The sequence below is a fragment of the Chryseobacterium luquanense genome, assembly GCF_026460945.1.
GTDB lineage: Bacteria > Bacteroidota > Bacteroidia > Flavobacteriales > Weeksellaceae > Chryseobacterium > Chryseobacterium luquanense.
The window spans coordinates 281,121-304,475 of record NZ_JAOVZV010000010.1; the positions used below are offsets into that span (position 1 = coordinate 281,121).

Genomic DNA, 23,355 nt, shown 5'->3' on the forward strand with positions numbered 1-23,355 from the left:
CAAGACAATCTATGTAAGCTGCTAGATCTGCAAACAAAAAATTAAACTTATTCAACTTTACTCAAATGCTTTTTCTTAAATGCAGACGGAGTTTCGCCAATGTATTTTTTAAATAATTTATTGAAATAGGAAAGGCTTTCAAAACCAACCTGAAAACAGACTTCCGTCACACATTCATTTTGAAGAAGCAGTAATTTTGCTTGATTGAGCCTGTAATTATTCACAAAATCGGTGAACGTCATATTGGTTTGCTTTTTGAAATATCTGCAAAAAGCTGGAGTACTTAAATTTACAATTTCAGCAATAACGTTGACATTCGGGTTTTTATCATAATTTTCATGGATATAGTCATAAATTGTTCCCATCCTGATTTTGTCATTCAAAAACCACTTTATTCTCGTGTCTTCACTGTTCAGTTCTTTCACTTCACTTGAGTTGGCTAAGGTTTGCAGAATTTCAATTAAACCCATAAAAGAAACAAAAGAATTTTCATTTTTAATATGATGAAGTTTTTCGACAACAATTGCTTTGGTTTCTCCTGAAAATGATAACCCAAGATAAGAACGTTCCAGCAATTTTTTAATATTATCAAATTCAGGAATTGGGAAAATAAGTTCCTGAAGGAAATTTTCTCTCATCTGCAAAACGAGTTGCTTGCACTCTGTTTGAATTTTATAATCAAAATTGAGATGCGGAACATTTGAACCAATCAATAACAATTCACTGTCTTTAAAATCTGAAATATTTTTACCGACATGACGGATTCCTTTGCAGGCTTCTACATAAACGAGCTCTATTTCGGGATGATAATGCCAAAAGAAGCAATCTTTCAACGAGGGTGAAAATAATTTAAAAGATTTTCCCTCTTCAAACTGAATAAGTTCTTTCTGTATTTTCATTAGGTTCTCTTTTGATTAATATTTGGTTTAAATTAAACTAAAAAAGTTAATAGAGAGCAAATTTATATCATTTCTGTTAAAGTTTAAATGATTTATTCTATCGAATTTTGTGCTTTCAAAAGAAGCATAGATAATTGCTTCAATTAAGGTTTATTTTAAAGAATTTAAAATGCAGATTGATAAAAGAATTATTCCGCTTGCCATTGGCGGTTTAGGAATTGGAACAACGGAATTTACCATTATGGGATTGCTTCCCGACTTGGCAAGAAGCTTACAAATCAGTATTCCCGAAGCGGGGCATTTGATTTCGGCTTATGCCTTCGGAGTTGTTGTGGGAGCGCCAATCTTGATTGGATATTCGGTAAAGTTTCCGCCAAAAAAAGTTTTGATTGTATTGATGATGATTTTCACATTGTTTAATGCATTATCTGCTATTGCACCAGATTATAATTCGATGATGATTATCCGTTTCTTATCAGGACTTCCTCATGGAGCATTTTTCGGAGTCGGAACGGTGGTTGCTACAAGAATGGCAGCAAAAGGGAAGGAGGCATTTTATATTTCCTTAATGTTTACGGGACTTACCGTAGCCAATTTAGCGATGGTTCCTTTAGTAACTTATATCGGCCATGAATTTCATTGGCGATGGTATTTTGCAATTGTTGGTGTTATCGGTTTAGTTGCTTTGTTATTTTTAAAACTTTGGCTTCCTGCAATGGAGGCGAATCAGGATACCCATTTTAAAGAAGAAATTAAATTTCTTAAAAGAAAACAAGCTTGGTTGGTTTTGGCGATTACAGCAATTGGTTTTGGTGGACTGTTCACATGGTTTAGTTATATTACTCCGTTAATGACGGTCGTTTCGGGGATTGCAGAAAGCAGTATGGCTTATGTGATGGTTCTTGCCGGAGCAGGAATGGTTCTTGGAAATCTTGTCGGAGGTTATTTATCTGATCGATTAAGCCCTGAAAAAACGTGTATTTTATTGTTGGCTTTAATGATGTTTTCTTTATCGGGCGTATTTTTCCTTTCAGAATATCAGTATGTTTCTTTAGGATTAACTTTCATTTGTGGTGCTTTGTCAATGTCTGTTGCGGCTCCAATCAATATTATGATGATGAAAGCTGCCCCAAAAAGCGAAATGATGGCTGCAGCATTTATGCAGGCTGCTTTTAATATTGCCAATGCAATGGGAGCATTTTTGGGAGGAATTCCTTTAGAAAGCGGGATGTCATATAATTATCCATCGTTAGTTGGAGTATTTATGACTTTGATTGGTTTGATTATCAGTATTCGATATATGTATCTCTACCGTTCAAATGAAGTTTCGGCGAAAGATTTAGAATTAAAAACTGTGAATTGCGATAAATAAAATTAAAAAAGAGAAGTGTAATGCTTCTCTTTTTTGTTAACTAACTTTCAACTTCGTTACCGTTTTGACACCAGTACAAAGCGTTATAAAGGTTTTCTTTCGGGAAAGATTTAAATTCTCCGGGCATTAAAACGCTGAAAATATCTGTGAAATTTTGTACACCTTCTTTATCGGTTACAATCGCGGCACGATTCCATTTTGATAGATTTTTAATTCCTAAAAGCGCATCTTGAAGCCAGGCTCCCATTGTGAAATTACTCAAATCTGTATCCAAATAAAGAAGATAGTTCAGTTCATCAAATTGTTCAACTTTATTTTTGACATAAGGAACAACTAGATTTTCAAAATCCTCTTTTGTTACGTCGCCTGTAGCATTGAATGCCGCTACATTTTCTGGAGCATCATTAATAATCGTTATCATAATTTATATTTTAAATGGTTTAGGTGTAATTAATTTATCAATAATTAAACCATAAATAGGAAAATACAATGTTTAAGGCGCAATTCTTGATGAGCTTTTGAAAATAATTTTCTATGGACTTGAAATCTAACGAACCTTTCTGGCTTTTGAAAAATGGCTTGATCTCTTCCTATCCCTCCCTGAAATCTGATGAAGAATGCGATGTTCTTATTATCGGCGGCGGAATTACCGGAAGTCTTATTGCTCATCAAATGATAAAAGACGGATACCAAACTATTCTAATTGATAAAAGAGAAATCTGCAACGGAAGTACTTCAGCAACAACTTCTATGTTGCAATATGAGATTGATACTCCTTTGTATAAATTAATTGAATTGATTGGCGAAAAAGGTGCGGTAGAAAGCTATAAAGCTTGCTCGAAATCCATAGATGATCTGGAAAAAATCACTAAAGAAATAAAAGCTCGTTCGGGTTTTAAAAGAAAACAGTCATTATATTTTGCTTCAAAAAAGAAAGATGCAGTTTGGCTTGAAAAAGAGTATGAAGCCAGAAAAAAAGCAGGATTCAATGTAACCTGGCTGGGAATTGAAGATGTTGAAGAAAGATTTGGCTTCCAAAATACATATGGTGGAATTTTATCTAAACAAGGCGCAAGTATTGATGCATTTAAATTTGCCCATGAGTTATTGAGATTTAATGTGAATAAAGGTTTAAAAGTTTTCGATAAAACGGAAATGAAGTCTGTGAAATATCTCAGAGATCATAATTTGGCTCTAACCAAAGATAATTTTAGTATTAAAGCTAAAAGGATTATTTATTGCGTTGGTTATGAGAGTTCATCGATGATTAAAGAACATTTTGTTAATGTGAAGAGCACATTTGCGATTGTTTCTGAAGTTGATACGGATAAGTTTAAAAATATCGAACAAACTTTAGTCTGGAATACCGATAAACCTTACATCTATATGCGTTCCACCGATGATGAAAGACTTTTGATAGGAGGTGGAGACGAAGATTTTTCTGATCCTGAAAAACGCGATTTACTTTTAACGAAAAAAGAAAAAGATATTCGCCGACATTTAAAAAGAATAAAACCTGATTATCATTTTTATACTGATTTTGCTTGGGCAGGAACTTTTGGAGAAACAAAGGATGGACTTCCTTACATTGGAACTCACGACAATTTTAAAAATTCCTATTTTGTTCTAGGTTTTGGCGGAAATGGAATTACATTTTCAGTAACGGGAATGGAAATGGTTTCTGCGTTTATGAGAAATGAAACACACCAACTTTCGGAATATTTTAAATTTGGAAGATGAGTATATTTTAAAATTTACCGTTTGAAAAATTGACTGAAAAAATTTCGGGCTCGGCGAAGCCGAGCCCGAAACAAAAATAAACAATACTAACATTCACAGTATTTCTACTCTTGGAATAATCATACTTAGGATTTCATCTTATCCTTTATTAAATCGTCCTTTCAGGACTTTGAATTTCGAATATTGAAACTCAAAATTTATACTTATAACTAAAAACTATACCCGTTTCTCTTGGCAATTTCCGCAATCGATTTTTCAATGGCTTTTCCAAAATCATCACTTTCTGAATTTCCACGCTTTTTCGTTTCAACATCAATGAATTCTTGTCTTTTTTTCGCTAAAACTTCAATTTCTTTTTGAATTTTTTCCCGGTCTGAAGATTTTTGAGCAACAATTTTTGTGATTTCAGCTTTGCTTTTTCCTCTTAATTCTGACGGTAATTCCTCTTCTTTTACCGATGAAATATAGCTTTTGTCTTTCTCAACTCTATCCACCAAATCCCAGTGATCATTTTTATAAGCATTCTTTTTAGATTTGCTCACTGCTCTTTCCACGGCATTGGAAGAAGAGACCGATTCTGCATTAACATCTTGAATTGCCTGTTTATTTTTCATTTCCGAGCCACGGCTTCCATAGGAAATGTAGGTGTCGTTTAATTGAGAATTGTACTGTGAAATTTTAACATCATAAGGGGTTTCAATATAAATTACTTTTTGGTCACTGTCGATATTGAAGAATTTTCCGTCTCCTAAAACGGCTCCGTTTTGCCAATTTGACTGAATACCTTCATCTCTTCCACCACAGAAAATTGTATTCGTGTAAATGTTCTTTTTCTTCGCCTGAGGAACCGTTTCTTTGTAGTTGATTCTTCCCTGGTCAAAAGGTTCATTTCCTGCAATGTAAATTAACTTCATACTTTTTTCGTTTCCGTCCCATTTTAAATTGATTGAGGCGTCACGAATGACTGCTCCGCAATATTCATTTCCGCCATTGGTTTTTAAAGCGAAAAGTTTTTCTGAAACCAAATCCAAATCCTGCGTAAGCGGAGTAACTTGTCTGATGAAATTTTCATCGCTCAAACCATCGTTTCCGTATTCATACAAAGCAATTTCTACTTGTGGCGCTTTTCCGTTGTATTTTAAAGTGGTTAAAGTATTGACAATATTCCAAAGTCTGGATTTTGCCTGATCTATTAAGCCATCCATACTGTTAGACGTGTCCAAAAGCAAAGCCACCTGAATTTTATTATCCTTTGAAACCGAAATTTGCGGTTCTGCAGAAATATTACTTTCCATCACTTCTCTATCGTTGGCCTTGCTGCTGCAACGATTATCTGAAATTTTACCTGTACTCAAAAAAGCAATTACACTTGCTGTTACTGTTAAAATTTTCAATGTGTACATATTATATGTTTTTAATGATTAATTAAGATTTTGATTGATTCTAAAACTATCTGCTGTAATATTGAATCTGCATCTCTTTAGGATACTTTACTTCATAAGAGAAATTGATTTTATCTGAACTTCCGCTGGAAATATTTCTGTTCCAAAGAATGCTTCCGGTTTTTTCATCATAAATTCCGTTACCGATTTCTAAAGATTTTACCGTGATTTTTGAGTTTTCACTTAGAGGAAGCTGGTCAAGAATTTCCAATTCGATATTTTCTTTCGTATTGTTTCTCACGGTTATTTGATAAGATTCGGTTTCCCATTTATTTGAGTTGAGTGCTTTCTGTGAAGTTTTATCTTCAAGCTTGATTCTTTTCACCACAATTCTTTCATCAACACCAAGAGAAATCGGGAACTCATCTTTTACATAATTGCTTGTGATATTCGTTTTTCCGATGTAATTATCTTCAAAATAAATATTCGCTTCGCCAGAAATAAGATTTAAATTCTGCCAGTTTTTCACGAAAGCCATTAAGAAAACCTGATTGTTAAGTTTCGGAACCGTATGATATTTATAAGTAGATTCTACATTTTTCTTATCTAAAATCACATATTGCTCTTTTTCCTGACTTACAATGGTTTGGTTAAATTTCAATTCATACAAAACATTCATCTGATTATCAGAAACCGTTGCAACAGGAATCTGACTTGGTGCAGCAACCTCAGCTCGCATTTGATAAGAATTTGACATATCAGCCTTCGCTTTTTGCATATATCCAACTTTTGCATCATCATAATTATGAGGCGAATATTCTGCTACATACAATGGCGATAAAATAGGTCTGTTTTGGTTATAAGAAGGTTTGTAAGTAGACACGAAAAGTTTCACATTGTTCCAGTCTTGTCCTGTTTTTTGGTAAATTTTCCCTTTGTAGACAATTTCCAGAGGTTTTTTGGTGGATAAAGCCCGCAAATCATAAGAAGGAACCCAACCTGCATTAGAAACAATATAGCTTACGCCGAGATTGAGATTCATTTCATTGTCAGCAAGAATTTCGAGGATCAATTCTTTTGTGTTGGTATTTTTATGAGTCTGTTCTTCGGCAAATTGTTTGTTGATTTTGGCAATGCTTTCATCAAGGGTAGTTTTTTGTTCATTCAGAAGAAAAGCCTGATTGTCGATTTCCAGCATTCTCTTTCTGTAAAATTCTGTCAGTTTAATAAGTTGTTCCTGCGGAGTCGATTTATCGTTCGTTGAAACTTTAATATTATCATTAATGATATTTTGTTCGCCTGCTAAATTTTTAATCTGAATATTTAATAAATTGACCTGTCTCTGAAATTTTTTTCTTTCATCATCCAGTTTTTTTTCGCCATCGGTCATTTCATCATTTTTAAGATAATTGCTTTGTGGAGTGATAGACAAAAGGGTTGTGTTTTTCTCAAGATTGATTTTGTAGGTATTTTCATCCAAATCATTAGGGAGATTGATGATTTTTATGGTGTTTCTTCCTTTTTGAAGAGTAATGTTCGTGCTTCCGAAAACTTTTGCTCCCTGCAAAAATACAGTGGCTTGTTTCACATCGATTTCTTTTTTAATTTCCTGAGATTTAAAAAACGAAACCATAAAAATGAATATAAAAAAAGAGTGTCGCATTGTTTATTATTTTAAAGTTCTACAGTAAAATTACCCCGATTAGAAACCGGAAATTTGAAGACTTGGTGAACTTAGGTTTTCACTTGGTGGAAGTTTTTAGATAAAAAAAAGACAGCCATTTCAGACTGTCTTTTCACCTATTAAAGAATTTCGTATCTTGTTTTGATGCTGAATTTCAGCTTAATGTTTTCGATGTTATCAAAAGCAAAATCAACACTTTGGTCTGCTGCTTCCATCTGTACGTTGGCCATTTTGCTTCTGTAAGCAACGGGAAGAATAGAATCACTCATATAATCTTCAATTTCTGTAATCTCTATCGCATCACCTGTCTTTTTGTTAATACTTCCCAAAATATAATCTGCTTTTTCTTTCGCTGCTATCAAGGCATTGATTTTAACGGTTTTTCTGAAATCTGCAATTTTTGTGTTTTTAATTTCTGCAATATTCAGATTGCTTACCCATTTTTGATTTAAATCTTCAAAAAGCTTACTCACATTGGTTTTTGCATTTACTTTAAACTGAAAACTCTTAGTAAATTTTGTCGTTTTCGAATATAAATTCTGGTACATCGATTTGAATTTAATGTCTTCATTTTTCACGCTGTTGTTTTTCAGGGTTTCAAATAAAAGTTTTTCGCTGTCTGCCAATTGGTTTTTATTGTCGGCTTTTATTCCGATATTAAAAATGATTTCATCCGGTTCTACTTCCATTTCGGCAACTCCCGTTACTTCAATTGCGTTTTTTTTGATTTCCTGCGCATTCACCAAGCTTCCTGCTGCAAAAATCCCTACTAATAAAAGGTGTTTCAATTTCATAATGTTTTATTTTAAATTTCTAAAGTAAAATTACTGCGAATAGAAACTGAAATTTTGTAAACTTGGTAAACAGAGGTTTTCACTTGGTGGAATAATTGTCAATCAACAAAAACATGAAATCTGTCCTGTAGTGCATTCATTTCTTTGTAAGGAATAAGCTTAGCATAAATTGTCTGATGATTAAAAGAAAAAGCAATGGAAGCATCTTTCTCATTTTTTACGAATAAGTGTTTGGAAATATTCTTTTGATAATCTTCAATGATAATTTGATTATCAAAAGAAATATCATAATGAAATGCAGTCATCTTCTCTGAAGATTTTTCCATGAAAATCAAATATTGGTCTTTATGAAAGAATACATATTGGTATGGACTTTCGGAAGATGTGATTTGATAAACTCCTTTTAATTGTGTTGAATTAATTTTGTCATCGGTGTGAAAATTTTCATCTAAATACGGCATCCCAATTTTGATAAATGCGATTCCTAGAATCAGAATCTTTAAAAAAGTTTTATACGGAAGAACTGAAGTTTTGTCAAGAAAAGTTTCTTTCGGAAGTTTAATCATTTTCAGAAAGAGTTTCCAGCCTTTTTTTCTTAACAGAAAAATACTCATCAAAAGTAAAATCAATGAAAAGAATTTCACCGAAATATCAAAACTGATATTGATAATTAATATTTGACTAAAACAAATCATTGCTATCAATAATCCCAAAAACTGAGATCGCTTAAATAACAATAAAATGCCGGAAAAAATCTCAATTGAACCAGTAATATTATTATATATTTTAGACGTTCCAATCGTACTCCAGAATAAAATGTCTTTGTCTAAATTTCCAAATTTTGTAAACAGAATATTCGATTCAGGCTCTGGAAATTGTGTTTTGAAAATTTTATCAACGCCGTATTTTATCAGAATTACAGAAATGTAAATTACACAAACATATTCTGTTATTAATAAAAAACTTTTTGTCCATTTTTTCTTTATCAGAAAACTGAAAATTGTCGAAGTGATCAATAAAATAATAATTAAAATCAACATGGAACAACTATCCGAACTGTAATCTATTCTGTTGTTCTTTTTATTAAGTAAATTCTCTAAAAGAAATTGAGTAAAATCTCCAAATATAAAATAAGTAGCTTTTAACTGTAAATTAGTTAGAAAACCCAATGGGAAAAACAGAATAAACTGAAGAAGAAAAATACCAGAAAAAGTAGCAATCTTTCTGAAAAATATTGATTTGAATTCCACAGAAATGCTTTTTAGCGATTTTTTCTATAAATAGATAAAGAAGCAAAAACAGCAATTGTTAGTACAAAAAGACACATCATTTCCTCTTTGGATTTTGAACTTTTTACTTCAGCAGTTTTTATTTTTCTCTTCGTAGAAATGGGTTTGTATTCTTTCGTTTTCTTGTCATATTTCAGGAAAACAGTACTGTCGATGTCATTCTGAAAGTTGTATGTTTCTTTGAGCGTTTTTTTCATACCTTCTATGTTATCATTAGAAAAAACTTGATGATTGTAAACGGTATCTCTTCCCGGTTTCCATTTTTCTGGGGTTTCGCTTCTTCGGGTTTTGCAGAATGTTGAGGTTACAATTACGCTTTTTTTATCGTCAATGATAATGACGCTATCCAATTTTGAATTGGTTACGTATCTTTCCGGCAAAACTCCAAGATTAGAATAATTGGTGTTGTAACGGTCTTCTACAATACTTTTTTCAAAATATTTCATATCTCCGCTGTGACTTTTATAGGAGATTAATTTGGTTTGAGCAGAAATCTGAAAATTAGAAAATACCAATACAATAGGTAATAAAAAAGATAATTTTTTCATGAGAATTAAGTTTAAAATTATACTGCAAACTTAATAGCCTTTCAAAAACAATATAAAGTCAACTTGGTGAATGAAGATTTTCACTTGGTGAATCATTTTTCGTACATCAATTATATGTATATCTTTGTTTTATGAAATTTATTAGGCTTTTTGCGTTTTTTTTGATCTTGTTTTCTGCGAATAATTTGTATTCGCAAAGCAGCAGAGACACAAAAGAAATTGTAGCCGAATCTTCAAAGCTTAAAAAAGCAGTTGATACTAAAAATGAATCTGCAGAAGCTGATTCGTATTACAATATTGGCGAAACCTATTTCAACAGCGGAAATTTTCCAAAAAGTGAAGAGTATTTTATTAAATCTAAAAATATCTACGAAAAGCTCAATGACAAGCAAAACTTTGAAAAGGTAACCCGAAAACTGGCTCAAACTCAAGAGAGACAAAACAAAACGAAAGACGCCATCAGTAATTATCAGGCGGCATCCAAAGAAAGCTTTTCTAAAAAAAGCAGGGCTTTAAATTCTAATGACGCTTCAAGACTTTCTTCACCTTCAGTTGCTCAAAAAGCGGAAGCGATTCAGAATAATATAGAAATCAGCAAAAAGGAAAATGAAAATGCTGACTTAGCCGCAAGTTACAGCCAAATGGCAGAAGTGAATATTGAACAAAAAAATATTCCCAAAGCGGAAGAAAACTTCACAAATGCGTACAAAATTTCGAAAGATAATGCGCCACAACAAGCCTTAGCAATTAATCAGAAACTGACGGATTTGTATGTTGGAAATAAAGATTTTGACAAAGCTATTAAAGCTAAAAAAGAAGTTTTAAAAGAAGATTTTGTAAAAGATAATTCTCAGAAAAAAGTTGAGCAGATTCAAGAGCTTGCAGATATTTACATTAAAAAAAATGATCCGAAAGAAGCCATAATTTTATTAAAAAATGCTTACGATATCGCTTTGAATAAGGGTCACACTTTGGAAGCGCAAAAAAGTGTCAAAAGACTCGATAGTTTGTACGCAATTTCTCAAAACACCGATGCTTCTGTGCAATTGTACCGTGATTTTCTAGGGAAATTACCTGATTTGGTTTCGAAAGACAGAAGTTTGGTGGATAATAAAATTCTTGAAGATACTGAACAAAAAATTTCCCAGCTTCTACAGGAAAAGAAACTGAAAGACGAGTTGATTCGCAAGAAAAATCTATTCAATTATAGTTTAATTGGAGCTTTACTGATTTTAATTGGTTTGATGTTTTTCATTTTCAGAACGTTGAAAAAAGTCAAGATCAAAAACAAAAAAATTGCTTTGCAGTCGCTTCGTCGGGAGATGAATCCGCATTTTATTTTTAATAGTTTAAATTCTGTCAATCATTTTATTGCGACAAATAACGAATTAGAGGCTAATCAATATTTAACCAAATTTTCAAAATTGATGCGTGGCGTGATGGAAAATTCTACAGAAGATTTTATTCCGTTTCAGCAGGAATTAGATTTGCTCCAAAACTATTTAGCTTTAGAAAAAACCCGTTTTGCAGATAAGTTTGATTACGAAATTGAAGTTGACGAAAGTTTAAATACCCAAAGCTTAAAAGTTCCCGGCATGTTGATACAGCCGTTTCTTGAAAATGCAATCTGGCACGGCTTAAGATACAGAACAGAAAAAGGATTTTTGAGCTTAAAATTTGAAAAAAATAACGATTCTCTAAACATCTTCATAGAAGATAATGGTATTGGAATTGAAGAAAGTAAAAAACAAAAAACCGAACATCAGAAAACCCGAAAAGGCCGCGGAATGAAAAATACTTTAGAAAGGATTGCGCTGTTGAATGATTTGTATAAAAAAGATATTTCGTGTTCTGTAAAAGATTCTGAAAATGGGGTTTTTGTAAAGATTATAATGAATTTCTAAAAACAAAACCTCAACCTTAATCTCAACCTAAAAAGATGAAAATAAAATCGGTAATCGTAGACGACGAAAAAATTGCAAGAGAAGTTCTGAGGAATTATCTCACAAAATACTGTCCTCAAATTGAGATTTTGGGCGAAGCGGAAAACATCAAAGAAGCCGTTCCTCTGATTGCAGAAACGCAACCTCAACTCGTTTTTCTGGATGTTGAAATGCCTTTCGGAAACGCCTTTGATGTTCTGGAAGCGACCAAAGAGTTTTCTTACGAAACCATTTTCATTACGGCATTTTCGCAATATTCACTTCAGGCTTTAAACAAATCTGCGAGTTATTATATTTTAAAACCAATTGACATTCAGGAATTGATTTTGGCGGTTAATAAAGTGGCTGAAAGTTTAGAAAAGAAAGACGAACTCAACCGAAACAAAATTCTCCTCGAAAATTTAAAGTTAAAACCTGAAAAACAACAGCTTATTCTCCCGACTTTGCAAGGTTTTGATGTGGTGAAAACGGAAGATATCGTACGGCTTCAGGCAGATGGGAATTTTACGCAGGTCTATCTTACAGACGGTTCCAAGAAAATGGTTTGCAGGTTTTTAAAGCATTTCGATGACTTGCTGGAGAATCCTTTTGTAAGAGTTCATCGTTCCCATATCATCAACACCGGTTTTGTGAAATCTTACCATAAAAGCGGAACAGCAACACTCTCTGACAATACTGAGATCGAAGTTTCCGGAAGTTTTAAAGATCAGTTTTTGAAAGTTTTTTCATGATTTTTTGGGCAGCTTTTCCGCCTTCCACTCCCGCTTTTTTGTTTCACAAAAAGAGCTCCGTTCAAGTCGGGCTGCAGCAATTCGACGTTAAAATTATATTGAAAGGCATCATTTTTGAATTTTTGTACAAATAAAACATTTCAACATGAAAACCTTACACAAAATAACCATTCCCGTTTCTTTAGGTATTATCGGATTTTTAATATTCAATTCGTGTTCAGTCGGAATTCCAAAAGGCGCAACAGCCATCAAAAATTTCAATTCAGAAAAATACCTTGGAAAATGGTACGAAATTGCCCGTTTCGATTATAAATTCGAAAAAAATATGGATAATGTTTCTGCCAACTATTCACTCAATCCCGATAGCACAATTCAGGTCCAAAACCGAGGCTATGATTACGTCAAAAAAGAATGGAAAGAGTCAATTGGTGAAGCAAGATTTGTTAATGACAAGTCTGAAGCGAGATTAAAGGTTTCGTTTTTCAAACCAATTTGGGCGGGTTATAATGTGATTGACATTGATGATGATTATCAAAATGCTTTGGTTGTAGGAAACAGCACAAAATACATTTGGATTTTATCGAGAAACAAAGAAATTCCAAACAGCATCAGAGAACGATTTTTAGCAAAGGCCCAAAAATTGGGCTATAATACTGATGATTTAATCTGGGTAAAGCATAATTAGTCATTGCGAGGAGCGAAGCGACGAAGCAATCTCAATAAACATAACTTAAGAATTCAGACCTAAGAGGTTTTTAAAAACTGTTAGGTTTTTTTGTGTATGAATTTTTGTCTCTTTTATTTCAAGACAAAAGAGAATTATCTTAAATTTTTATATTCTTTCCATTCCACAAAACGATGATCAATAATCTGCTTCATCAAATCATAGTTTTCATAAGTATCTTCAATATGATAAAAAGTTTCATATTCAAAATCACTTTCTTCGGCTACAGAATCAAAAATATTAATGTAATCTGTCGCAAATGAACTGAATTTATTTACAAAATCTGTTTCATCAACATAATAATCTTTTGCAAAAGCATTTCCTAAATCATTCAAATCATATTCAGAAAATTTTCCGTCTAATGCATCGATGACAAAGTCGGCACCGGTTATTTCTCTTCGTATTAATTTTTCGATTTCATCTTCGGAATCTTCTTTCAATTCTTCTGAAACCAAATCGTTAGCAACACACCAATTAAGGAACATTCCGGTGTGAGTTGCGCCGTTTTTCTCTGGAATTCCTTCGGGAAAATCTCCGCCATAATGCCATGAAGCATCATCATATTTAGTCATAATCTTTATTATAGTTGTAGACAGTTCAAATCAAAGATATAAAAAATCATTTTCTTTTGTTCACTACAGAGATTTTCACGTCATTTGTAGGGAATTTATTCAAAATTAAACGCATGCAAAACGCAGTTCTTGTCACCATTGGTGACGAAATTCTTTCCGGAAATACGGTCGATACAAATTCAAATTTTATCGCCACCGAACTCAAAAATATCGGAATCAAAGTAGTACAGATTTTTACCATATCAGATGAAATAGAAATTATTAAAAATACCCTGAAATCTGCTTTTGAATTGGGAGATTTAGTGATTACAACGGGAGGTTTGGGACCGACAAGAGATGATAAAACCAAAAAAGCTTTAGCTGAATTTTTTGATGACGAAATTGCTTTGGATGAGGTTACTTTTGAACATTTGAAAGGATATATGGAACGACGCGGCCGCATAGAAATTCTAGAAAGAAACCGTGAACAGGCTTTTGTTCCTACAAAATCAACCGTTTTTCAAAACCATTACGGAACGGCACCTTGTATGATGATGGAACAAAACGCAAAACTATCTTTCAGTCTGCCGGGCGTACCTTACGAAGTAAAACCTTTGATTAAAGACCAGATTATTCCTTATTTAAAAGATAAATTTAATTTAAATTATATTTCCACAAGAATCGTTTCTGTCGTAGGAATTCCGGAAAGTATTTTAGCAGATCAAATTGAAGAGTGGGAACTCGCGTTGCCGGAAAACCTTGCCTTGTCTTATCTTCCCGTCGGAACCAGAGTGAAACTTAGACTTACAGCAACCGGAACTGATGAAAATCTATTGCAAATTCAATTGGAGAATGAAATTCAAAAACTATTTCCGATTATCGGAGACAATATTATTGCGACTTCAGAAGATAAAATAGAGAAGATTTTAGGGGAGATTTTAAGCGAGAAAGAATTGACTATTTCAACAGCAGAAAGTTGTACTGGCGGACATTTGGCACAAATGCTTACTTCAAATCCGGGAAGTTCTAAATATTTTATCGGTGGAGTAGTCGCCTACGCAACACAAAAAAAGACAGATATTCTTCATGTTTCAGAAGGTACTATCGAAAGATTTACGGTGGTAAGCAGAGAAGTTTCGCGTGAAATGGCGGATGGGTGTCAGAATTTATTTAAATCTGATATTTCTCTTTCTACGACAGGAGTTGCCGGTCCGGGAAAAGGCGAAGATGGCAAAGATGTAGGCTTGGTATATTACACAATAAATGTCAACAACGAATCTGAAACTTTCAAACTTCATCTTCCGCATTTAGACCGTCAGGATTTTATTTATTTCGTCTCACAGAAAATTATTCAGGATTTGGCAGGGATTTTAATTGAGAAATGATGAAATTCTTTTACCGCAAAAGTCACAAAGAAATTATTGAAAAAAGCTAATTTCAAAAGTGCACAAAATACAAAACGTTATTTTGTAAACTTTTAAATATTTAATTCATCGAAAAATCTTTTGATTCTTTTGCGGTTAAAAATTTGATTTCAAAATAAATTAACTTTACCGTAACAAAATTTAAATTAAATATACATATTGTATAAATTATTATTACAATGAAAAAATTAACGCTTTCTTTGTTTTTATTGGCTGGAATTTGTTCGCAAAATACGTTGAACGCTCAGGCTAAAACTACTAAAACATCAACTGCAGCAGATAAAGGTTTAGACATCAGCTTGATGGATAAATCTGTTCGTCCACAAGATGATTTCTACAACTACGTGAGTGGAACTTGGATGAAAACTGCTAAAATTCCTTCTGATAAACCAACTTGGGGAAGTTTCAACAAATTGGCTGATGATACAGACAATAATTCGATGACGATTTTAAATTCTCTTCTGAAAGATAAGTTTACAGATGGAAGTGAAGGTAAAAAAATCCAGGATTTGTATGCGACGTATATGAATATGGCGAAGAGAAATGCAGACGGAATCAAACCAATTCAGGAAAATATCAATAAGATTGATGCTATTAAAAATATTACAGATTTGCAGAATTATTTAGCATCTGTAACGAAAGACGGAGAAAATAATTTCTACGGATGGGGAGTTTATGCAGATCTTAAAGATTCTAATATGAATGCAGTTTATCTTGGTGACGCTTCATTAGGTATGGGTAGAGATTACTATCAGAAAGTTGATGCTAAAAACACAGAAGCACTTGCAGAATACCAAAAGTATGTAGCTTCTATGTTGAAAGAATTAGGCTACAAAAACGCTGATGCAGCTGCAAAAGGAATTGTAGATTACGAAAAAAGTATTGCTAAACATTTGTTGACAAACGAACAAAGCCGTGATAATACGCTTCAGTACAATCCGAAAACGATGGCGGAACTAAAAACTTTGGTTAAAAATGTAGATCTTCCTGCTTATCTTAAAAAAGTTGGAGTAAATACAGATAAAGTAATTATCGGGGAATTAGGATATTACAAGAACTTTGACCAACTGGTAAATGCCCAAACACTTCCAGTGATTAAAGATTATCTGAAATTTCACATGATCAGCGGAAGTGCTTCTTATCTAAGTGAGAAATTAGGAGACATGAAGTTTGCTTTCTATGGTAAATATTTAAGAGGGCAGCAAGAGCAGAGAGCTTTAAACAAAAGAGGGTATGAATTAATCAACGGATCTCTTGGTGAGGCTTTCGGTAAATTATATGTTGAAAAATATTTCCCGGCTTCAGCAAAAGCTCAAATGGTTGAGTTAATTGATTATTTAAAGAAAAGTTTCGCAGTTCACATCAACGGTTTGACGTGGATGTCTTCTACAACAAAAGAAAAAGCAATGATGAAGCTGAATAAATTCGCTGTAAAAGTTGCTTATCCTGATACTTGGAAAGACTATTCTAAATTGGTCATTACTCCGGAATCTAAAGGTGGAAATTTATATCAAAACCTTCAGAATATTGGTGAATGGCAATACAACAAAGAGTTGGCAAAAATCGGAAAACCGGTTGACAAAACAGAATGGGGAATGACTCCTCAAACGGTGAATGCATATTATAACCCTGTGTATAACGAAATCGTTTTCCCTGCTGCAATTCTTCAGCCGCCTTTCTTTAATCCTCAAGCGGATGCTGCTGTGAATTTTGGTGGAATTGGTGCTGTTATCGGTCACGAAATCTCTCACGGATTTGATGATTCCGGCGCTCAGTTTGACGCAGATGGTAACTTGGTAGATTGGTGGACTCCTGAAGATAAAGCCAACTTCGAAAAAGCAACTAAAGCTTTAGCTGCTCAATACGACAAATATGAGCCGGTAAAAGGGACTTTCGTAAACGGAACTTTTACAAACGGTGAAAATATTGCAGATTTAGGAGGTGTAAATATCGCTTACGATGCACTTCAAATGTATTTGAAAGATAAAGGAAACCCTGGAACAATCAGTGGTTATACACAAGATCAAAGATTTTTCTTAAGCTGGGCAACCGTTTGGAGAACCTTATCAAGTGAAAAATACATGATCAATCAAGTGAAAACAGATCCGCATTCTCCTGGATATTTCAGAAGTTTTGCGCCTCTAATGAATGTTGATGCTTTCTATAAAGCGTTCGACGTGAAACCAGGTGACAAATTATACAAAAAACCGGAAGAAAGAATTAAAATCTGGTAAAATATAAACCGCTCAGCAATGAGCGGTTTTTTTTTATGAATATCAATTATTTAAAAACCAACAACTAACAACCAATCACCAACAACATTTAACAAGAATTCAATGATTCAGATTTAACATAAATTCTTATATTTGATCAAACGGATTACAATTCAAAATTAATTTAATGAAAAAACTAAATATTGCAGTACTTGCATTCTCAGGTATTGTATTTCTAAATTCTTGTGGAACTGCAAAAAAAATTACTGAAAAACCCGAAGAAAAAATCAACTTAGTTCGTGCTGAACCGGTGAAAAATATAGAACAAAAAGAAGAAGGTTTGAATCTTGCTTACATGGACAAGTCTGTTCGTCCGCAGGATGATTTCTTCAGTTATGTAAACGGAAATTGGGTAAAAGAAACTCAGATTCCTTCTGATAAAGCAAGTTGGGGATCTTTCAATGCATTGAGAGAAAATGTAGACGATGCTTCACTTGATATTTTGAATAAAATTTTGACTGAAAAGTATGAAGTGGGTTCAGAAGGACAAAAAATCCAGAATCTGTACGCATCTTTCATGGATGTCGAAAAAAGAAATGCAGCAGGAATTACTCCTATTAAATCAGATTTGGCTAAAATCGATGCCATCAAAAATGTAAATGACCTTCAGAAATATCTTTTAGAAGCAACCAAACTGGGAGATAATTCATTTTATGGATGGAGAGTTGGTGCAGATATGAAGAATTCCAATATGAATGCGGTTTACTTAGGCGGTCCGGATCTTGGTTTAGGAAGAGATTATTACCAAAAAGTAAACGAAGCCAACACGAAAACTTTAGCAGAATATCAAAAATATGTTGCGCAGTTATTCGGAGTTTTAGGTTATAAAAATTCTGATTCCGCTGCGAAAAATGTTGTAGATTTTGAAAAACAATTGGCCAATTATTTATTGACTTTAGAGCAAAACAGAGATGCCAATTTAAGATATAATCCTAAAAATGTATCTGAACTTTCAGGGTTGGTGAAAAATGTAAATCTCGCTAAATATCTTACAGATGCAGGTGTAAAAACAGATAAAGTGATTGTTGGAGAACTGAAATATTATCAAAATATGGATCAGTTTATCAATCAGAAGAACCTTCCTTTGCTGAAAGATTACTTGAAATATCATGTAATCAACGGCAATGCAAGTAATTTAGGTGACAATTTAGATAATATCAGATTTGATTTTTATTCTAAATATCTTCAGGGACAAAAAGAACAACGTGCAATGAACAAAAGAGGTTTGGCGTTGGTGAATAGTGTGTTGGGGGAAGCTTTCGGTAAATTGTATGTTGATGAGTATTTCAGCCCGGAATCTAAAAAACAGATGGAAATGTACATTGATTACATTTTAAAATCATTCAAAAAACATATCAATGATATGGATTGGATGTCTGCTGAAACCAAAGTAAAAGCTCAGGAAAAACTTTCAAAATTCTCAGTGAAAATTGCTTATCCTGATCAGTGGAAAGATTATTCTAAATTAAAAGTAGAATCTCCTTCTCAAGGTGCGAGTTTGTATTCAAACTTACAGAATGTTTCGGCGTGGCAATATCAGAAAAGTTTAGAAAAAGTAGGGAAACCTGTTGATAAAACAGAATGGGGAATGTCTCCTCAAACGGTCAACGCATATTACAGTGGTTCAAATAACGAAATTGTTTTCCCTGCAGCAATTTTGCAACCTCCTTTTTACAATCCAAAAGCTGATGCAGCCGTTAATTTTGGCGGAATCGGAGCAGTAATCGGTCACGAAATTTCTCATGGATTTGATGATAGCGGCTCAAGATTCGATGGTGATGGAAACCTTAATAATTGGTGGACAGATCAGGATCGTAAGAACTTTGATGCAAAAGTAGGTCAATTGGCTGCTCAATACAACGCTTACGAACCTGTAAAAGGAAGTTTTGTGAACGGTAAATTCACAAGTGGTGAAAATATCGGAGATTTAGGTGGAGTAGCGGTTGCTTACGATGCCCTTCAAATGTATCTTAAAGACAAAGGGAATCCGGGATTGATTTCAGGATTTAACCAAGATCAGAGATTTTTTATGAGTTGGGCAACGGTTTGGAGAACGAAGTCTACCGATCAGTACATGATAAATCAGGTGAAAACAGATCCGCATTCTCCTGGATATTTCAGAGCTTTCGGTCCTTTGGTAAATCAGGATTCTTTCATGAAAGCATTTGATATTAAACAAGGAGATAAATTATATAAAGCCCCTGCTGAAAGAATTAAAATTTGGTAATTCCCAATATGAAATTACAGTTAAAACGCATCATTTTGGTGCGTTTTTTTATTTGTTTTTCATAGATTAGTGATATCGAAAAGTATTAATAATCATCGGATTATCTTAAGCAATCTGATTTATTTAAAGAAAAACCATCACAAAATTTTTTATGTTACAGTTTTTTTATAAATTTAAACAATGGATTGGTCAAAAATTTGCTAATTCAAACCAAAATCAACAATCACAAAATAATAATAATATGGCAATGTTCAATTATGGCGTTGGTGGTAACGAAGTAAAAGTTGACGCTAATGAAGCTATTCAGGAAATTCAGGAGAACAAATCTCTTATTGTAAGCCAGCTTACGACCGACGAATCTTATGTTCCCGAAATTGTTACAGGATTAAAAACAGTAGATGATGTTTTCAGACATTTTCAGCCTTCAGTTGCTGTACAGCACGAATCCGAAGACGGAAATGTAGTGGAAGAAGAATTTCGCTTTCAAAATCTTGCAGACTTCACTCCCAAAAATCTTACGCAAAAATCAAATTACCTTCAGCAGCTAAGCATGGAGCAAGAGCAGTACAACAAAATTGTACGTCAGCTGAAAAATAATAAAATTTTACGCAATATGCTTGAAAACGAGCAGACAAGAGCTGCTTTTATTGAGGCATTAAAGGATGTGGCACAAGAACTTGAAAAATAAATTTAACAAAATCACACTAAAATCATGGATAGTAAATTACAGGCTGCAGAAAGCCAACAACATAATCAACAGCAGCAAGCCGGAAGACCAAAAGGTAATCCTCTTGAAGAATTAAGCAAAATCGGAGGTTTCGGTTTTATAGAATCTGTCGTTGACGGAATCGCAAACATGAACCCAACCAGAAAAGCGAGAAAAGAAATTTTCTTGAATGATGGTAATAAAGCAGACGAAAGAAAAGAGCTTCTTCAAAAAATCAATCTTTGGGTTGATCTTTTAAGCACAAATGAGCCTGCAGAAAAGATGGCAGATACTTGCAAAAGCAAAGCTCAAAATGCCGAACAAAACCTGAAGCAAAATCTTAAAAACACTCTAGACTCTGTTCGTCAGTTGGAGACTTCATACAGAACGGTAGCCCAGTTCTATAAAAATACAGAATTAGATAAAGTAGATAACGTAAGTATTGTGAATGCTACTTTAGAGCAGGTTTCAGATTTAGATAACCCTCTGTTTATTGATGCCGTTGCTGAAGAATTTAAACAATATTATGACCGTTTAGATTTAAGAGATAACTATTCTATTTTGGCGATTCCAGGTTATTTGGGATCAAATAAGGTTATTGAAAAATGGGCTAAAATATGTAACGAAAATAAAGTAATGATGGTTACCGATTTTGCCAATCTTGATAAACCGGATGATGTGGTAGATTTATTCCACTCGGCGAATCTTACAGGTGGTGAACTGCACAGAAGTAATGTGATCATGACTTGCAACTGGTTAGTTGGTCGTGGAAGAGCAGAAGAAGTAGGTGAAGAGGAAAATGTAGAACTTCCGCCTTCAACTTCGTTGGCAGGAAAAATCCATAAAACATTAATGTCTCAGGTTGCAGCCGGTAAAAAACACGGTAATATCAACGAAGTAGACGCCGTAAAATTTGAGTTGAAGAAAAGTGAAATTTCCCAGTTAGAAAAAATGGGATTAGTTCCTATGGTCAACGAATACGGGAAAATTATGGCATTCTCTGCAAAAACATTGTTTACAGGAGATAACATCGGTCTTCAGACATATTCTGTAGTTCGTGTATTTGATTATGTAACTAAAGTTCTATTGGATTTCCTAAACAGGAGAGCCTTCGAGAACTGGAATGCAAGAAACGAAGATGATTTGAGAAGACAGATTGTAAGTTTCTTAGACGGTATTAAAGGTGCAGATAAATTGATTGAAAAGTTTAAAATTGTACGTTTTGAACAGGATAAAGTAAATAAAGACAGAGTTTGGTTAGACATCAGACTGACTCCTTATTTCCCGACAAAAAGTTTTGTTATCAAACTTGACGGTCACAAAGGTGATGACGGAAATGAGTGGGATGCAGAATACATTCAGGATTAATTTTCCGATATTTAATATAGAAACCGGTGCGTCAAAAACATCGGTTTTTTATTTCTAATTATTTTAAAACTGTTTAATGAAAAATTTTACGTTTTACATTGTTTTGTTTTTTTTTCTGTTTTCAATTGTAAGTTGTAAAAAGGAATATGAAAGACCCCGAAAATACGAGATTGATCTTTTCGCCAATGAAAAAAAAGATTCAGCTAAAGCTTACATCATGACAGAAGATGAAGCTTACGGGATTAGCGATATGGTTGTTGCAAGTTCAGATATTTCTATTTTAGACAGCTCTTCAGGTCGTGGAAAAGCATTTTATATCTACAGTATCAATTCCGGAGATTTATTGTTTAGTAAAAGAGATTCTGTGATTCCGTATCCGTATCGTTTTCTTTCCAATCAGAAATTAAATCTCAAAAAAGAAAAAAATGATTCTGTGTATGTTTTTTTAGAAATTTTAAAAGGCTATAAATCAATTGCAGAGACGAAAAAATTAAAATATCAATGGTTAAAAGGCGCTCCCGTTTATCATCTTAACAAACAGAAAAAATAAATTATCTTTGCCTTTATTAAAATGAATTGGTTTTTTGGAAAAGAATAAAAATACTTCAGACTTTCATCATATTGGAAACAAGTTGTTGAAATGGTATGATAAAAATGCGAGAGATTTACCGTTCAGGAAAACCAAAGATCCTTATAAAATCTGGATTTGTGAGATTGTTTTTCAGCAAACCAGAATTGCTCAGGGATTAAATCATTATAATAATTTTATCGAAAGATTTCCCGACGTACAAACTTTGGCAGAATCTCCTGAAGATGAGGTTTTGTTGTATTGGAAAGGTTTAGGGTATTATTCCCGTGCGATAAATATTCACAAAGCTTCTCAGCAAATTATCAATGATTATGATGGAGTTTTTCCTTCTGATTATGATGAAATTTTAAAACTTAAAGGAATTGGTAAATATACTGCAGCTGCAGTTTCCAGTATTTGTTTTGGTGGAAAAATGCCTGCTGTTGACGGAAATTTTTATCGAGTTTTAAGTCGGATTTTTGCAGATGATTTTGATATTTCTAATTCTCGAGCATTTAATTATTTTTCAGAATTATCAAATTTAATAATGCCTGAAAATGTTGGTGATTTTAATCAGGCGATGATGGATTTAGGCTCGGAAATATGCAAGCCAAAAAATCCTTTGTGTAGAGAATGCCCTGTAAATGACGATTGCCTGGCTTTTTCGTTAAATAAAGTTTCGGAATTTCCGGTTAAAACGAAAAAAACGAAAGCTCAGGATTTACAATTACAATATTATTTCGTTCACAAAAACGGACAATTTTTAATTCAGCAAAGAAAAGATGATTTTATTTGGAAAAAATTGTTTGAATTTCCACCTTTTATTTCTGATGACTTAATTCCGTTCATTAAAAGTGTAAAAACGGTTAATCATAAACTTACCCACAAAAATTTAAGCATAGAAATTTTTAATGTTGAAGTTGATTCTGAAAGTGTTTGGGAGAATTTTATTGTTAATAATAATTATATCATAACAGATGTTGAAGGTTCTCATGAAAGATCATTTCCTAAGCCTTTGGAGAATTATATCCAAAATTATGATACAGCGTACAGAATTCTTTAAAAATAAATATCAGATTAAATCAATTTCAAATTCAAACTCATTGAAATGCTGAAATTTGTCTCTCAAAAT

The 23,355-nt window shown here is 33.3% G+C and carries 20 protein-coding genes; 12 read left to right on the forward strand and 8 right to left on the reverse strand.

Annotated features, from left to right (window positions below):
* Positions 1-47 precede the first annotated feature (47 nt).
* Entirely contained in the window at positions 48-899 is an 852-nt protein-coding gene (locus OEA66_RS11560) for an AraC family transcriptional regulator (protein ID WP_267281508.1), read from the reverse strand.
* A 169-nt stretch (positions 900-1,068) separates the two neighbouring features.
* Between OEA66_RS11560 and OEA66_RS11565 the strand changes: the two genes are divergently transcribed.
* The gene (locus tag OEA66_RS11565; RefSeq protein ID WP_267281509.1) at positions 1,069-2,271 is read left to right on the forward strand and encodes an MFS transporter; all 1,203 of its coding nucleotides are present in this window, start codon (positions 1,069-1,071) and stop codon (positions 2,269-2,271) included.
* Between the two features lie 40 nt (positions 2,272-2,311).
* On the opposite strand, the gene OEA66_RS11570 is transcribed toward OEA66_RS11565, so the two are convergent.
* Positions 2,312-2,692: a SpoIIAA family protein gene (locus tag OEA66_RS11570; RefSeq protein WP_267281510.1), complete on the reverse strand. Its 381-nt coding sequence runs from the start codon at positions 2,690-2,692 to the stop codon at positions 2,312-2,314.
* 113 nt (positions 2,693-2,805) lie between these two features.
* On the opposite strand from OEA66_RS11570, the gene OEA66_RS11575 reads away from it, so the two are divergent.
* Positions 2,806-4,011, forward strand: a complete 1,206-nt coding sequence (locus OEA66_RS11575) for an NAD(P)/FAD-dependent oxidoreductase (RefSeq protein ID WP_267281511.1) — start codon at positions 2,806-2,808, stop codon at positions 4,009-4,011.
* 209 nt (positions 4,012-4,220) lie between these two features.
* Here the strand turns inward: OEA66_RS11575 and OEA66_RS11580 are convergent, their stop codons facing one another.
* The 5 genes from OEA66_RS11580 to OEA66_RS11600 all read right to left on the reverse strand — a co-directional run bounded on the left by OEA66_RS11580 (position 4,221) and on the right by OEA66_RS11600 (position 9,708).
* On the reverse strand, positions 4,221-5,414 hold the full coding sequence (locus tag OEA66_RS11580; protein ID WP_267281512.1) for a vWA domain-containing protein: 1,194 nt from the start codon (positions 5,412-5,414) through the stop codon (positions 4,221-4,223).
* Between the two features lie 46 nt (positions 5,415-5,460).
* Positions 5,461-7,056, reverse strand: a complete 1,596-nt coding sequence (locus tag OEA66_RS11585; RefSeq protein WP_267281513.1) for a DUF4139 domain-containing protein — start codon at positions 7,054-7,056, stop codon at positions 5,461-5,463.
* 140 nt (positions 7,057-7,196) lie between these two features.
* Complete coding sequence (locus tag OEA66_RS11590) at positions 7,197-7,871, reverse strand: SIMPL domain-containing protein (RefSeq protein ID WP_267281514.1); 675 nt, start codon at positions 7,869-7,871, stop codon at positions 7,197-7,199.
* Between the two features lie 98 nt (positions 7,872-7,969).
* Positions 7,970-9,121, reverse strand: coding sequence for a hypothetical protein (locus OEA66_RS11595; RefSeq protein WP_267281515.1), 1,152 nt, complete (start codon positions 9,119-9,121; stop codon positions 7,970-7,972).
* 11 nt (positions 9,122-9,132) lie between these two features.
* Positions 9,133-9,708 (reverse strand): hypothetical protein, encoded by a 576-nt coding sequence (locus OEA66_RS11600; protein ID WP_267281516.1) that lies wholly within the window; start codon positions 9,706-9,708, stop codon positions 9,133-9,135.
* Between the two features lie 131 nt (positions 9,709-9,839).
* Here OEA66_RS11600 and OEA66_RS11605 point away from each other — a divergent pair, with 131 nt between their 5' ends.
* The 3 genes from OEA66_RS11605 (at position 9,840) to OEA66_RS11615 (ending at position 13,067) form a co-directional block, all read left to right on the forward strand.
* Positions 9,840-11,612: a tetratricopeptide repeat-containing sensor histidine kinase gene (locus OEA66_RS11605; protein ID WP_267281517.1), complete on the forward strand. Its 1,773-nt coding sequence runs from the start codon at positions 9,840-9,842 to the stop codon at positions 11,610-11,612.
* A 35-nt stretch (positions 11,613-11,647) separates the two neighbouring features.
* Entirely contained in the window at positions 11,648-12,382 is a 735-nt protein-coding gene (locus OEA66_RS11610) for a LytR/AlgR family response regulator transcription factor (protein ID WP_267281518.1), read from the forward strand.
* A 145-nt stretch (positions 12,383-12,527) separates the two neighbouring features.
* Positions 12,528-13,067 (forward strand): lipocalin family protein, encoded by a 540-nt coding sequence (locus tag OEA66_RS11615; protein ID WP_267281519.1) that lies wholly within the window; start codon positions 12,528-12,530, stop codon positions 13,065-13,067.
* A 134-nt stretch (positions 13,068-13,201) separates the two neighbouring features.
* Here OEA66_RS11615 and OEA66_RS11620 read toward each other — a convergent pair whose 3' ends face one another.
* Positions 13,202-13,678, reverse strand: coding sequence for a DUF7832 domain-containing protein (locus OEA66_RS11620; RefSeq protein WP_267281520.1), 477 nt, complete (start codon positions 13,676-13,678; stop codon positions 13,202-13,204).
* A gap of 113 nt (positions 13,679-13,791) precedes the next feature.
* Here OEA66_RS11620 and OEA66_RS11625 point away from each other — a divergent pair, with 113 nt between their 5' ends.
* From OEA66_RS11625 to mutY, 7 genes are all read left to right on the forward strand, one after another.
* Positions 13,792-15,042: a CinA family nicotinamide mononucleotide deamidase-related protein gene (locus tag OEA66_RS11625; protein ID WP_267281521.1), complete on the forward strand. Its 1,251-nt coding sequence runs from the start codon at positions 13,792-13,794 to the stop codon at positions 15,040-15,042.
* A 218-nt stretch (positions 15,043-15,260) separates the two neighbouring features.
* A complete protein-coding gene (locus OEA66_RS11630) occupies positions 15,261-17,315 on the forward strand; it encodes a M13 family metallopeptidase (RefSeq protein WP_267281522.1) in 2,055 nt (684 codons plus the stop codon).
* Between the two features lie 166 nt (positions 17,316-17,481).
* A complete protein-coding gene (locus OEA66_RS11635; protein ID WP_267281523.1) occupies positions 17,482-19,581 on the forward strand; it encodes a M13 family metallopeptidase in 2,100 nt (699 codons plus the stop codon).
* A 151-nt stretch (positions 19,582-19,732) separates the two neighbouring features.
* Positions 19,733-20,269 (forward strand): type VI secretion system contractile sheath small subunit, encoded by a 537-nt coding sequence (locus OEA66_RS11640; RefSeq protein WP_267266595.1) that lies wholly within the window; start codon positions 19,733-19,735, stop codon positions 20,267-20,269.
* A gap of 24 nt (positions 20,270-20,293) precedes the next feature.
* Positions 20,294-21,655, forward strand: a complete 1,362-nt coding sequence (locus OEA66_RS11645) for a DUF5458 family protein (RefSeq protein WP_267266594.1) — start codon at positions 20,294-20,296, stop codon at positions 21,653-21,655.
* A gap of 76 nt (positions 21,656-21,731) precedes the next feature.
* Positions 21,732-22,205, forward strand: a complete 474-nt coding sequence (locus OEA66_RS11650; protein WP_267281524.1) for a hypothetical protein — start codon at positions 21,732-21,734, stop codon at positions 22,203-22,205.
* A 34-nt stretch (positions 22,206-22,239) separates the two neighbouring features.
* Entirely contained in the window at positions 22,240-23,286 is a 1,047-nt protein-coding gene (gene mutY, locus OEA66_RS11655) for an A/G-specific adenine glycosylase (RefSeq protein ID WP_267281525.1), read from the forward strand.
* Positions 23,287-23,355: the final 69 nt, after the last annotated feature.